General features: G+C 48.9%; 11 protein-coding genes. 3 read left to right on the plus strand and 8 right to left on the minus strand.

Annotated elements, in window-relative coordinates; all coding sequences use genetic code 11:
- Position 1: 1 nt before the first annotated feature.
- Genes ABYB02_RS00710 through ABYB02_RS00725 form a run of 4 tightly spaced genes read right to left on the minus strand, consistent with a single transcriptional unit; the run spans position 2 to position 4489 of the window.
- Positions 2-1213 (minus strand): thiolase family protein, encoded by a 1212-nt coding sequence (locus ABYB02_RS00710; RefSeq protein WP_372760037.1) that lies wholly within the window; start codon positions 1211-1213, stop codon positions 2-4.
- Complete coding sequence (locus tag ABYB02_RS00715; protein ID WP_372760039.1) at positions 1213-3078, minus strand: long-chain-acyl-CoA synthetase; 1866 nt, start codon at positions 3076-3078, stop codon at positions 1213-1215. The genes ABYB02_RS00710 and ABYB02_RS00715 overlap by 1 nt, the downstream gene beginning before the upstream one ends.
- 23 nt (positions 3079-3101) lie before the next feature.
- On the minus strand, positions 3102-3737 hold the full coding sequence (locus tag ABYB02_RS00720) for a nuclear transport factor 2 family protein (RefSeq protein WP_372760041.1): 636 nt from the start codon (positions 3735-3737) through the stop codon (positions 3102-3104).
- A gap of 8 nt (positions 3738-3745) precedes the next feature.
- A complete protein-coding gene (locus ABYB02_RS00725) occupies positions 3746-4489 on the minus strand; it encodes an SDR family NAD(P)-dependent oxidoreductase (RefSeq protein WP_372760043.1) in 744 nt (247 codons plus the stop codon).
- Positions 4490-4757: 268 nt separating this feature from the next.
- On the opposite strand from ABYB02_RS00725, the gene ABYB02_RS00730 reads away from it, so the two are divergent.
- The 3 genes from ABYB02_RS00730 (at position 4758) to ABYB02_RS00740 (ending at position 8708) form a co-directional block, all read left to right on the plus strand.
- A complete protein-coding gene (locus tag ABYB02_RS00730) occupies positions 4758-5612 on the plus strand; it encodes an alpha/beta fold hydrolase (RefSeq protein ID WP_372760045.1) in 855 nt (284 codons plus the stop codon).
- A gap of 42 nt (positions 5613-5654) precedes the next feature.
- On the plus strand, positions 5655-7778 hold the full coding sequence (locus ABYB02_RS00735; protein WP_372760047.1) for an FAD-dependent oxidoreductase: 2124 nt from the start codon (positions 5655-5657) through the stop codon (positions 7776-7778).
- Positions 7779-7919: 141 nt separating this feature from the next.
- Complete coding sequence (locus ABYB02_RS00740; RefSeq protein ID WP_372760049.1) at positions 7920-8708, plus strand: SDR family NAD(P)-dependent oxidoreductase; 789 nt, start codon at positions 7920-7922, stop codon at positions 8706-8708.
- A 100-nt stretch (positions 8709-8808) separates the two neighbouring features.
- Here ABYB02_RS00740 and ABYB02_RS00745 read toward each other — a convergent pair whose 3' ends face one another.
- The 4 genes from ABYB02_RS00745 to ABYB02_RS00760 all read right to left on the minus strand — a co-directional run.
- Positions 8809-9921: an acyl-CoA dehydrogenase family protein gene (locus ABYB02_RS00745; RefSeq protein WP_372760051.1), complete on the minus strand. Its 1113-nt coding sequence runs from the start codon at positions 9919-9921 to the stop codon at positions 8809-8811.
- Positions 9918-11120 (minus strand): acyl-CoA dehydrogenase family protein, encoded by a 1203-nt coding sequence (locus ABYB02_RS00750; protein WP_372760053.1) that lies wholly within the window; start codon positions 11118-11120, stop codon positions 9918-9920. Before ABYB02_RS00750 ends, ABYB02_RS00745 begins: the two co-directional genes overlap by 4 nt.
- Before the next feature lie 14 nt (positions 11121-11134).
- Entirely contained in the window at positions 11135-12304 is a 1170-nt protein-coding gene (locus ABYB02_RS00755; RefSeq protein WP_372760054.1) for an acyl-CoA dehydrogenase family protein, read from the minus strand.
- Between the two features lie 9 nt (positions 12305-12313).
- The coding region (locus ABYB02_RS00760; RefSeq protein ID WP_372760056.1) for a lipid-transfer protein at positions 12314-13480 on the minus strand (1167 nt) is incomplete at its 5' end.

Below are 13480 nucleotides of genomic sequence, written 5' to 3' on the forward strand. Positions count from 1 at the left end.
GCTAGCCTCCTTGTAATATCAATGCGCCCTGCTCACTCATGACGCCACCGGTGCCACTGACAAATACATTGTCGCAGCCTTTTAGTTGACGTTTCTCAGCAGAGTTTGAAATTTGATGGAAAGCCTCAATAACTTGCGAATATCCTCCAGCGGCGGCCGCTTGACCAAAACTAAGTTGCCCACCATGGGTGTTCATCGGAAAGTCACCTTTAAAGGTAAGGTTATGCTCTTTAATAAAGCGCATGCCTTCCCCTTTAGGACAAAAGCCGGCATCTTCAAGTGACAGCAACACGGTGATGGTGTAGCAATCGTAAATTTGCGCCGCATGAATATCTTGTGGTGTTAGCCCAGCCATGCTAAACGCACGCTTTGCCGCTTCGGCCACTGGCGTTACTGTCATATCTTGCGCGTAGGATGGCGATTTAAATGATAAACGCTCACCAAAACCGGTAATAAAAGCGGGACGTTTTTTTGCTCTTGCAGCCACTTCTTTAGAAGCCACAATAACCGCTGCGCCGCCCGATACCGGCATCACTATTTCAAGTACATGCAGTGGATCGGCGACCATTTTAGAAGCGAGTACTTGGTCAACCGTGAGCTCTTTACCTTTAAAAATAGCGTCGCGGTGGTACTGCGCATTAAAGCGCTGATCAACAGCTATTTTCGCCATCGCTGCCTGATCGTAGCCATATTGCGCTGCGTAACGCTGTGCAATCATTGCATAACCGCTGTTTTGCCCCATATGCCCATAAGGCAAATCAAACTCCGCTTCGGGCGCGCCAAATGCCGTACTGTGCCCCCCATAACGCATTGCTTGCGCCATCCAAGCGGGATCTTCATTGGGGCCCATGGGTGCCATACGCGCGGGAATAACACACAGTACCGCTTGGCATAATCCCAGCTCAATCGCCGCCGCGGCACGCCAAATTTGTGCAACGGCGGTACAGCCTCCTAAATCAACTACTTCGGCAAAATTGACTTCAATGCCTAAATATTCCGCGGCCATTGCCGGTACAAACACCGACGCTTCATGAAAGTGCGGGCCGTTAATCACCAAGCCATCTAAATCACTTTTTTGTAGCCCAGCATCTAACAATGCTTGGTTTGCTAAGTCAGCCACTTGTTCTAAGTGGAACATTTGCGGTGCAGTTTGGTATTTTTCTGGTTTATATTGCGCCGCCCCCACAATCGCGGCGTTTCCTGCTAAGCCCATTAGCTGCTCTCCTTATCACTTCTAAACGGTAAAAACCCGGCCGCTTGTAACGCTGCATCACTGTATGGCTGATAACAGCCTAACTTATCGTTACGCACAAAAATGGGTTCGTTACAGGCAATAGGATCATAGCCTTGTTTTTGTAAGTCTACTTTACGCAGCTTATAGGTGGATGTCATGTCGGCCGCTTTGCTCACTCGCACAAATTGAGGGGCCGCGTAGTTCGGCACTTTTTCTTGTGTTAAAGCATAAAACGCGTCGGCATCGAACTGCCGTCCTGGCTGCATCACAATCGCCGCCATGCCTGCACGACCTTCATTTTCAGGCACCTGTACGCCATAAATATTAACCAGCTCAGCGCCTTCGTATTCGGCCAGTGCTGTGGCCACTTCTTGCGATGAAACATTTTCACTTTTCCAGCGATATGTGTCGCCAATGCGATCGACAAAATAAAAATAACCGTTGTCATCGTAGCGCAGTAAATCGCCCGAGCGCCAATAGGCGTCACCTTGCTGAAACACATTGCGTAAAATTTTCTGCTCAGTGCCTTGTTTTGAGGTATAGCCCTCAAAGCGCCCGCCACCAAAATCAGGCATGTTAATGATCATTCCCAGCCCTTCCCCCACTTCGCCGGGTTGGCAAAGTACATAGTGGCCGTTCGCATCTTTAACATGGGTTTCGGTTTCGGTGTCAAACTTCACTAACCTAAAATTAGTGCGATCCCAGCGTGGCACGCGTCCACAGGAGCCGATGTAATTATCTAAGTTAAGTAAGTTAGTGTTCGCTTCGGTTGAACCCCACCCTTCCAGTATATCCATATCACCAAAGTACTCAAGCCAGCGCCGCCAACTGGTTTCGGTTAAACCAGCCCCTAACATACAGCGCAGTTGATGATCTTTTGGTTTTACTCCCGTCGCTTCAGCGTAGTTCAACAGGTAGCGGCAAATCTCACCTATATATTGGCAAACGGTAATGTTATGCGTTTGAATATCATGCCAAAACTGCCTAACACTAAATTTGCGCCTGACCACGATGCTCGCTCCAGCGGCCAGCGCCGTTGATGTCACTGAGGTCGCCGCCGCCCCATGATAAAGCGGTAAACAGCAATAAAATACATCGTTCGGTGTAGCGTCAATGGTTTCCACCATCACATCACCCGAGGTTAACCAACGCATATGACTGTAAATCGCCGCTTTTGGTAATCCGGTGGTGCCTGAGGTAAAAATAAGTAACGTGGGGGTTTCACCTACGGTCGAGCCGCGAGCCTGCTCACAAGGCGCATCGCTGCGCGCGGCAATATCGCTGTCAAAGCGGTCATCAATCCACGCTGGCAGCGTGGGTTTATCAACCACTTCATCATCGCCGAGCAACCAAATAGACTTATTTGCCAGCTCGGGGGTGTCAATAAAACGCTGTACGCACTCTTCACCGACGATCACCACTTTGGCTTCAGTGGTATTCACTGCATGCTCAAGTACACTGCCCTGCACTTGCGTGTTAATAAAGGCAACCACCACACCTAACTTAGTTAAGCCAAACCAGGCAAAGAAAAATTCCGGGCGGTTTTCTATTGCTATAGCGCATACATCGCCTTCCATTAATCCGCGCGCCTGTATTGCTTTTGCGTATTTAGTTGCTTGGGCATCCACTTCGCGATAGCTGTAGCTGTTACCTTGATAATACAAAAATGGCGCCTCACCTTGCGCTGCTGCTTGCGCTTCTAAGCGATCGGCGATGCTGTACTTTTGCGATGGCGCTACCGAGCGTACCGCAAGGGCACGCTTATCCATTTTTTGTTGTGTTTCGGCTCTTGATACTGGTGCGTTGTCGAGACTGCCAGCATAAGGAATTTTATTATTATGCAAAATATAATCTCCTTTGGTGTTAATCAACGAACGCGAATTTTAGGTGCCGGGGTATCACCCCGCATGGTCCGTAAAAACTGTTCAACTGGCGCGGGCGTTGCCACTTCGGGTAACGCATCGGGGTTAGGGCGATGCTGCCAAAATGACTGCCATGAGGGAAACAAATCATGAAAGGTGCCGGTGTAGGGCTCGCGACCCGGCCAGCGCATTTTCATATCGCCAATCGGCGCTGAATTAATATCGCTGGCATACCAATAACAGGGAAGACGACGGCGGAAATACCACACGCCATCAATACGTTGGTAATCGTCCCAATACAGCATTTGCATCAGCACCCATTCCCGTCCGGTTTCATGTTCATTTTTAGAGTACACCACACCAATGGCGTTGTTTTCGTCAACAAACTCAATAATGTGCTGACCTAAATGATGCGAGGTGCCGGTAAATTGGTCGCGCAGTGTTGAGTCAACCCAGGCTTTTAAATGTGCTCGGCCGCTTTTGCCGCCCCCGACGCGTACGTCGGGAGCAAATAGGCCAACATGGGCGTCAATGTCGCGCATATCTAATGACAACGCGTATTTACCCGCGAGCTGACGAATTGACTCAATAGACTCTAGGCGGTCAATGCGTTGTTCAAGGCTTAAACTTAAGTCACTCATATTCACTCCTAGATAAAGGCCATGCCGCCATTGACGGCGATATTTTGGCCGGTAATAAAGCCAGAATCATCACCCGCTAAAAAGCCTGCCACTTTGGCAATGTCTTCACCTTCGCCCATGCGAGCAAGTGGAATGGATGCAATCATTTGCTGTGTCCACTCTTCTGGAATATCGGCCATCATGGGGGTATTAGTGGGCCCAGGTACTATGGTATTTACGCGAATTCCTGCTGGCGCTAGTTCGCGTGCCATGCTGCGCGTCAGCCCCATAACTCCTGCTTTTGAAGCACAATAATGACTTGGGCCTTCACCGGTTAATGCCGCCGTGCTGGAGACATTAATAATGCACCCCGATCCTTGGGCTTGCATAACTTTGGCCGCCTCACGACAACATAAAAAAGTACCGGTTAAGTTAACTGCAATCACTTTGTCCCAGTTTTCATCTGGCGTATCTACAAATGCATCAATAGAGCCGACACCGGCCACATTGACTATGGCATCGAGTCGGCCAAATTTTTCTACCACTGTGGCAATGGCATCGCGTACCGATTCGCTGTTAGCAATGTTGGCGGTAATTGCCACAATATTGCCGGCCACTTTAGAGTTAATATCATTAACGCTGGCATTTAATGTGTCGGCGTTAATATCTACCGCAGCGACATTCGCGCCTGCAGCTGCAAAATAACTGACTACTGATTGGCCAATGCCTTGCCCTGCACCTGTTACTAGCACAACTTGATCCTGATGTTTCATTTTTATCCCCTTGTTTTTCTCAAGCCAATTTGGCGTACCTAGAGCAACATTTGCAGTCGCAGCTCTATTAATTACCCGTTAATACTGAAAGATGTAATAACAAGCAGCATCGTCCAACAAGACTAAGCTCAGCAAACAAAATAGTGGTCTAAATGGACGATGTTTTAAGCAGGTGTGGCACGCAGTATGGAGTAGGAAAATTATATAAATCAGCACAGGTGATGGCGCTTCGTTACCTGTTTGAACGGCAAAATTAGGAGTAAGCGTTTTGAATCAGCAAACACCCAATCCAGGCAATGCGCAGGATTTACCGTTACCACTGGGACACTTTGTTACCCTAGAGAGCGGCCTAAAATTACATTATTTAGAGCAAGGCCAAGGGCCTGTGGTTATTTGGCTGCATGGCAGTGGTCCGGGTGCCAGCGGTTTTAGTAACTTTAAAGGTAATTACCCTGAATTTGCTGACGCGGGTTATCGTAATATTGTGCTCGACTTACCCGGTTTTGGCCGCTCTGATAAACCCGATGACGTTAATTACGATTTGGCATTCTTTGTGACTGCACTAAATGGCTTTATTAGCGCCCTTGCGCTACCTAAAGTAACGTTATTAGGCAACTCATTAGGCGGCGCGATTGCGCTGGGCCAAGCACTTGATCACCCCGATACCGTAGAGCGCCTCATTTTAATGGCTCCAGGGGGCGTTGAAGAGCGCGAAACTTACTTTGCGATGGAAGGCATAGTGCGCATGGTAGAAGTATACAGCCGAGGCCCTATGGGGGTTGCGCAAATGCGCGAAGTGATGTCGTTACAACTTTTTGATTCAGAAGTGCTTTCTGATGATATATTAGCTGAGCGTGCCGCCGTGGCAGTCACACAACCGGCTAATTTATTTACCACTATGATGGTGCCAAACATGACCGAACGGCTTGGCGAGCTGAACTGCCCAGTGCTTGGTTTTTGGGGCACTAACGATAAATTTAACCCCCATCAAGGCATGCATAAAATTTTGGATAACGTACCCACAGCACGCTTTATTATGCTGAACCGTTGTGGTCATTGGGTTCAAGTAGAACATCAACGCTTGTTTAACAGCAGCTGCATTGATTTTCTACAGCACGGCTAATACAGCACCTCAAATAACATAAATAATAAGAGGTATTAATCTATGTCACATTATCAGCACTTGCTTAAACCGGGGGAAATAGGCGGATTAACGCTGCGCAACCGCATTATGATGGCGCCAATGGGCTCTAATTATGCTGATCCAGATGGCCATTGTAGCGAGCGTATTCAAGCGTTTTATGAAGCCAGAGCAAAAGGCGGTGTCGGCCTTATTACCATGGGCTCAATTGCCATTGCATTTCCCGCAGGCACTGCCGAGCCTTATCAGGTGGGCATTTCAAAAGATGAGTTTATTCCGGGGCTAACCGCACTTACCGAGCGAGTGCACAAACATGGCGCTAAAATTGCGGTGCAATTGCAACATGCGGGAAAAACCGCAGTACGCGATTTAGCCGAAGGGCGCGAGTTATGGGTCCCTTCCATGCCGCCCGCGCCACCAAAAAACGATATCATGCAAGCAGTGACCCCCACAGAGTTAAGCACCTTTGTACGCCCCGCTGCAGATAAACCGGTTACCATAAAAGTAATGGAAAAAGCCGATATTGCGCAAATGGTAGAATGGTTCGCCGCCGCAGCAAAACGCGCTCAGCAAGCGGGCTTTGATGCCATTGAGCTACACAGTGCGCACTCGTATATTTTGGCGGGCTTTTTATCAAGTTATTATAATAAACGCGATGACGAGTATGGCGGCAGTATTGAAAACCGCGCCCGGTTACTGCTCGAGGTAATCGCGGCAATACGCGAGCGCGTCGGTAATGACATGCCACTTTGGGTACGCCTAGACGCACACGAACTCAATACCCCAGGCGGCATTACCCTTGAAGACTGTATTGCCGTAAGCAAGCTGGTTGAACACGCGGGTGTCAATGCGGTGAGTATTTCAGCTTATGCCACATTAACTAACGGCTCTGCATTTACCGCCGCGCCGCTGGTGCATAAACCGGCGGGCTTTTTAGACTGGGCAGCCGAGGTAAGTAAAGCGGTCTCGATACCAGTAATCGCGGTGGGCCGCCTTGAGCCCGATGTTGCCGATGCAGCGATTGCCAGCGGTAAATGTCAATTTGTGGCTATGGGACGAAAACTCTTAGCCGACCCTGAATTACCAAATAAACTCAGCGCCAACCGTGCCGACAATATTCGCCCCTGCATCTATTGTTATGTCTGCGTGAGCCAAGTGTTTATTAATCAGCGGGTTAAATGTGCGGTTAATGCCGCCACCGGGAAAGAATTTCAACTCAAGGTCATTATGACCGATAAAGCAAAACACATCGTAGTGATTGGCGGCGGCCCGGCGGGTATTGAAGCGGCTGTTACCGCCAGTGCGCGCGGTCATAAGGTCACCTTGTTAGAGCGCAGTAATCGCTTAGGTGGCACGTTATTTTTTGCCGCGCTGGCCTACGCTGAAAATGGCAAGTTACTTGATTACCATTTAAATCAACTGGCGCAATCTAAGGTCACAGTAAAGCTCAACACCACGGCAACCCCGCAATTAATTAGCAGCCTAAAGGCCGATGAAGTATTAGTGGCAACCGGTGCTAGCCGAGGCATGCCCAAAAATATACTCGGCACAGATTTAAACCATGTATGGTCGGGTGAACAATTGCGACAATTACTCACCGGTGATGTCAGCGCGCATACCCGTAATAAACTAACCGTGCTGCAACGCTTAATGCTGGCAGCGGGTAATGCCCTTGGTTTAACTAAACAGCTGAGTAAATTACAACGCTTATCCCATTTATGGATGCCGCTTGGCAAGCAGGTCACGATTGTGGGCGGTGGCTTAGTGGGCTTAGAGTTGGCTGAGTTTTTAGCCGAGCGTGGCCGTCAAGTCACGGTGATTGAGTCCGCACGCAACTTAGGCACTGAGCTGAGTATTGTCAGGCGCTGGCGCGTGCTGGATCATGTTAAACAACTCGGTGTCACCTTAATTACTGAAGCACAAGTCACCGCTATCGACACTAAAGTAGTTCACTATACACGCGCTGAGCAAGCCCACAGCTGTGTTGCCGACAGCGTAGTGATGGCCACCGGTATTAGCGCTGACAGTCGCTTAACCAATAGCTTAATGGCTGCGGGCCATACGGTGCAAGATATCGGCGATTGTCATAGCGTCGAATACATAGAAGGGGCTATTAGCAGTGGTTATAAAGCGGGCTTAAACTGCTAAGCCCCCCGGATAAATTAATCTAGGGGCGCTTGCCCCTGTTTTATTTGCATAATGGCCGAGCTACCTGCCCTTTGCATCATTAACCCTGTTACGGGCTTAGCCAAGCTAGCTATCACTCCTTTTACAGCGAGAAAACAATTCATGAACAATGCTATAGATTTAACTAATAAAGTCGCCCTCGTGACCGGTGCCGCGCGCGGTATAGGTAGAGCAATTTGCCAAGCCCTAGTTGATGCGGGGGCCACGGTGATAGCCACCGATATTTTGCCAGCCGAGGTGGAGCAAATGGCGCAACAGCTTGGCAACCAAGTGACAGCGATGACACACGATGTCACCGACGAACAACAGTGGCAATCCATTGTTGCGGCCACTTTAGCGCAGCATCAAAAAATAGATATCTTAGTCAACAATGCCGGTATTTTACTGTTTGCCACACTTGAAACCACCGAGCCACAACAGTTTCGTAAATTAATCGATATTAATATTACCGGCACCTTTTTAGGCTTGCACAGCGTGATCCCCTGTATGAAACAAGCCGGCAGTGGTGCCATTGTAAATATCTCTTCTGCCTCAGCAATTTCACCCAATAATGGTACCGGAGCCTATGCGGCCAGTAAATATGCAGTGAGAGGACTCACTCGCACCGCAGCGCTTGAACTGGGGCCATGGGGGATTCGCGTTAATAGCGTGCACCCAGGTGCGGTAAACACCCCGATGACTAACCCTCAGGGGCTAAGTAGCGATGAGCTTAATGCGCGCTATAAATTTATTCCCCAGCAACGCGGTTGCCAGCCTGAAGAAGTGGCTAATATGGTTAAATTTTTAGTTTCTGAGCACGCGTCGTATTGTAATGGCACCGAAATGGTGGTCGATGGCGGCCTAACCGCAGGGCAATATTATTATGGCGTGCCTGGTGCCCCCGCGCAGTAATCCCCCTTTCTTCATCTTAAATTACTCACCGTAGTAACAAAAAACCAGCCCACAGTGCTTCACTACAGGCTGGTTTTTTATGTTTAATTGAACTTTAAAGTTAAGCCATTAATGCTGCAAAACGGGCGTGGTGAAAGTCGGCATCGCCCAAGCACATTTGTGCAACCCGAATGCGTTTGACAAATAAGCCAATATCTAGCTCATCGGTGACACCGATACCGCCATGCATTTGCACCGCTTCATTGGAGATCAAATCAGCCGTATTGGCAAGTTTCCATTTTGCCAAGCTGACACTTGATGCGAACTCACTATCGGCGTTATCAGCGGCGCTAAGTGCCGCCATTACGGTTGATTGCGCCAACTCCAGTTCCACAAAGCAACGGGCAGCACGGTGCTGTAATGCCTGAAAAGTACCAATTTTCACACCAAATTGTTCGCGTACTTTTAGGTATTCTACGGTCATATTGAGCAATGCTTTCGCCGCACCAAGCAATTCACAACTTAAGCACAAACGCCCTAAGTCAAGGGTATGTGCTAATGCTTTGCGCGTCTCTGCAGCACTGCCAAGTAATGCGGTTTTAGGTAGTTTTAGTTGCGCAAAGCTAATTTCGGCATAATTACGCGAGTCGACTAAATTAATGCGCTGTACAGTAACCTGCTCGCTAAAGGGCACGATAAATACTCGGTTTTCGCCCTCATAACATGCCGTTACTAACCAGGCATCGGGGCTAACGCCATCGATTACCATGGTTTTTTTACCCGTCAGAATAATGTCGTTGCCATGCTCAGTGGCGGTCGTCAGGCAGCTGTCGGGAGCATGCCTTGCTTGCTCCTCAAACGCCAGTGCGACACGTTTTTCGCCACTGATAATGTCACTAAGCCAAGCCTGCTGCTCGCTATTTGCTAGTTGCTGCAACAACGAACCAGACAATACCACCGAGGAGAACATTGGCGAGGCCGCTAAGTACTTACCTTTTGCTTCAAAAATGGCGCCGAGGCCTTTAAAACCAAAATCTAGGCCGCCTAACTGTTCGGGAAAGGTAACCCCTGCCCAGCCCAACTCCAGCATTTGTTGCCATACATTAGGGTCATAATTGAGTTCACTGCTGTGATCGCGTAAGGCACGCTGCGCCGCCACCGGACTTTGTGCACTGAAAAACTCTTCAGCGCTATCGGCGAGCATACGATCGTCATCGCTATAGAGCATACTCATGCGCTTACTCCTTTATTTTCGGGTAGTTGCAACACCCGCTTCGCTATTACATTAAGCTGAACCTCTGACGATCCACCCGCAATGGTTTGTGAAAAACTATTCAGCCAAGCACGGTTAACGGCTTGCTCTTGTTCGCTAAAGCTATCGTCTTGCCAGCCAAGCGCACGATACCCCATAGCATCGAGCAGTAACTCAAACTTACTGCGCTCTTGCTCGGTGTGCACCAACTTCATAATCGACATCAGTGCAAAGCAATTTTTTCCTGCTTGCATTTCTTCGCCCAAACGCTGCGCGGTGAGGTTATACGCTCGCTGCTCCATTTCGGCTGCCACCGCTTTATTAAACACTAACGCTTCACTGGGACTGTGTGGCGCGGGCATATAATCGCTCAGCAATGCCATCAGATCAAAGTGTGTCGGCAATTGAAATTCACCAAATTTCGACATGGCACTGCGCTCATGTTGCAGTAATTCTTTGGCCAGCTGCCAGCCACCATTGAGCTCACCGATCAGGTTGTCTTTGGGCACTTTTACATTGTCAAAGAACACTTCACAAAAAGACGACTTGCCACTAATGAGATCAATCGGCTTAGCCGCTACGCCTGCACTGTGCATATCCAGTAATAATAAGCTAATACCTTGATGCTTAGGGGCTTTAGCATCGGTTCTTACGAGCGCGTACATCATGTCGGATTTATCGCCGTACGAGGTCCAAATTTTACTGCCATTGACCAGATAATGATCGCCCTGATCAACCGCGCTGGTGCGAATATTAGCCAGATCGGAGCCCGCATTTGGCTCACTAAAGCCCTGACACCAGCGCACTGCACCACGGGTCATCGGGGTTAAAAACTGCTGTTTTTGCTGCTCAGTACCGTGTTGTAACAACACCGGACCCAGCATCCAAATACCTAAGTTGATCTGTGGCGGGCGACACTTTAAGCGGCGCATTTCACTTTCTAATACGCTGTTTTGCTGTGCCGATAAGCCACCGCCACCATATTGCGTGGGCCAGCTTGGACAAAACCAGTTTTTGTCGCGCATGCGCTCAAACCACAGGCGTTGCTCATCAAAGCTGAAGTTCACCTCACTGCCCCCCCAAATAAGCTCACCCTCTGGTGTTGGCGTACGCAGCGATACCGGACAGTTTTCCTCAAGCCAATGACGCACTTGCTGACGAAACTCAGTTAAATCACTCATGCCGTTCTCCTTTGTTAGCGCACTGCGCGTGGCATACCAATACCAAATTGGGCAATCAGTTCTCGTTGTAACTCATTTGTACCACCGCCAAAGGTTAAGGTGACCGAAGCACGTACTTCGTATTCCAGCTCGCCCATTAAAAATGACGCGGCAGAGTCATCACGCACCATCCCATTAAGTCCCACAATATCGATTAGCTTGCGCAGGATCTCGATAGAACATTCTGAGCCATACACTTTGGTAATTGAAGCCAGCGCAATGTCCATATGACCTTTTTCTAAGTCGGCAGCAATGCGAAAGTTAATTAACCGCATCGCTTCTAATTTAGCGTAACACTCAGCTAAGGCTGCGCGTACCCATGGGTTATCGGCGGCGCATTTGCCGTGTTCATCGGCGCTATTGGCCCATAAATAAACGCGGCGAAATAAGCCCACTACTTTATCTGACCACGACCCCAACCCTAACCGCTCGTGATTCAGCTGTGAGGTAATAAGCTGCCAGCCACCATTAAGTTGTCCCACCAGCATCTCTTTGGGTACTTTTACGTTGTCGTAATAGGTGGCGGCGGTGGGATTGGAACAGGTAGGGATCACCGTGCTGCTAAAGCCTTCACTTTGGGTATCTAAAATCATTATAGAAATCCCTTTGTGACGTGCCAGCTGTTGATCGGTGCGTGCCGCAAGCCAAATATAGTCGGCTGAGTCTGCGCCCGACGTCCATAGTTTATTGCCATTAACAATAAAGTTATCGCCTTCTAGGGTTGCTTTGGTTTTTAAGGTAGCCAAATCAGAGCCGGCATTCGGCTCCGAATAACCAATCGCAAAATGAATTTCGCCATTGGCAATTCCCGGTAAAAACTTTTCTTTTTGCAGCTCAGTACCGTATTGCATTAACGCCGGACCCACGGTGCTGATAGTAACAAATGGCAGCGGCGCACCCGCGATATTCGCTTCTTCAAAAAAGATTAATTGCTCGGTGGCTTGATAACCCTGACCACCGTGCTCTTTTGGCCAGCCAACGGCAAGCCAGCCGTCTTTACCCATTTGCCGTACCACTTGACGGTAGTCGTCGCCGCCTTCACTGCCACGTAGCTTTTTACGTAGCTCTGGGGTCATTAATTGAGAAAAATAATCACGTACTTCAAGGCGTAGCGCCCGTTGCTCTGCTGTTAAATCAATAAACATGTTGCACTCCTACTCTGCGCCTAAAATCAAGCCGCTGGTAGGTACACCAGTGCCCGCTGTAACGAGTACATTTTCAACATTATCAACTTGGTTTACTGCCGTACCACGCACTTGCCTTACGGCTTCGGCCACGCCATTCATGCCATGAATATAGGCTTCACCTAGTTGCCCACCATGAGTATTAATCGGTAACTTACCACCACGTTGATGATGCCCTGCGCGAATAAAGTCTTTTGCTTTACCGCGCTCAGCAAAACCAAATTCTTCAAGCTGGGGGAGTACAAAAGGGGTAAAGTGATCGTAAATAATCGCCGTTTGAAAATCATCAGGCCCTAAGCCCGATTGTGCGTATAGCTCCTTAGCCACGATGCCCATTTCTGGTAAGCCGGTAATATCATCGCGATAATACGAGGTCATACTTTGCTGGCCTTCGGCAATACCTTGTGAACCGGCTTTAATCACTACCGGCTTATGTGTTAGCGTTTTGGCGCGTTCAACACTGGTAATGATCATTGCCACCGCGCCATCAGATTCTTGACAACAATCAAGTAAATGCAGCGGCTCACATATCCACTTTGACGCTTGGTGATCAGCCAAGGTAATTGGTTTTTCGTAAAAGAATGCCGCAGGGTTGGTCGCCGCAAAGTCACGCGCCGCCACGGCGATGCGACCAAAATCTTCTGACGTTGCACCGTACTCATACATATAACGCTGTGCAAACATGCCTACCCAACTTGCTGGAGTATGAAAACCATGGGGCATGTAATAGCCGTAATTCACATTTTCAAAAATAGGGGTTGATGAAAAACCGTAGTCACCGGTACCAAAACGATACCAAGAACGCTCATTCATCGCCCGATACACCACCACGGTTTTAGCTACACCACTGGCCACAGCCATAGCTGCATGTACAATGGGGGCACACGCAGCACCACCGCCATGAGGTATTTGTGAGAAAAACTTAACCTCTTTACAGCCAAGTAAACGCGCAATTTCGTACTCGGGTACTTTATCCACTGAATAACTACTAAAGCCGTCAACTTCACTGGGATCAATTCCCGCATCTTCTAACGCCGCTAACGTAGCTTCCATTGCTAAACGTAATTCGGTACGCCCTGAATTTTTAGAAAACTCGGTGGCACCTAGCCCGACAATGGCCGCTTTACCACTAATTGA

The sequence above is a fragment of the Pseudoalteromonas sp. genome (assembly GCF_041613455.1).
Taxonomy (GTDB): domain Bacteria; phylum Pseudomonadota; class Gammaproteobacteria; order Enterobacterales; family Alteromonadaceae; genus Pseudoalteromonas.

Coding starts and splice junctions, on each gene's coding strand:
- ABYB02_RS00750 (WP_372760053.1), bottom strand. CDS start 11,120: ATGAGTGATTTAACTGAGTTTCGTCAGCAAGTGCGTCATTGGCTTGAG.
- ABYB02_RS00735 (WP_372760047.1), top strand. CDS start 5,655: ATGTCACATTATCAGCACTTGCTTAAACCGGGGGAAATAGGCGGATTA.
- ABYB02_RS00720 (WP_372760041.1), bottom strand. CDS start 3,737: ATGAGTGACTTAAGTTTAAGCCTTGAACAACGCATTGACCGCCTAGAG.
- ABYB02_RS00740 (WP_372760049.1), top strand. CDS start 7,920: ATGAACAATGCTATAGATTTAACTAATAAAGTCGCCCTCGTGACCGGT.
- ABYB02_RS00745 (WP_372760051.1), bottom strand. CDS start 9,921: ATGAGTATGCTCTATAGCGATGACGATCGTATGCTCGCCGATAGCGCT.
- ABYB02_RS00725 (WP_372760043.1), bottom strand. CDS start 4,489: ATGAAACATCAGGATCAAGTTGTGCTAGTAACAGGTGCAGGGCAAGGC.
- ABYB02_RS00710 (WP_372760037.1), bottom strand. CDS start 1,213: ATGGGCTTAGCAGGAAACGCCGCGATTGTGGGGGCGGCGCAATATAAA.
- ABYB02_RS00755 (WP_372760054.1), bottom strand. CDS start 12,304: ATGTTTATTGATTTAACAGCAGAGCAACGGGCGCTACGCCTTGAAGTA.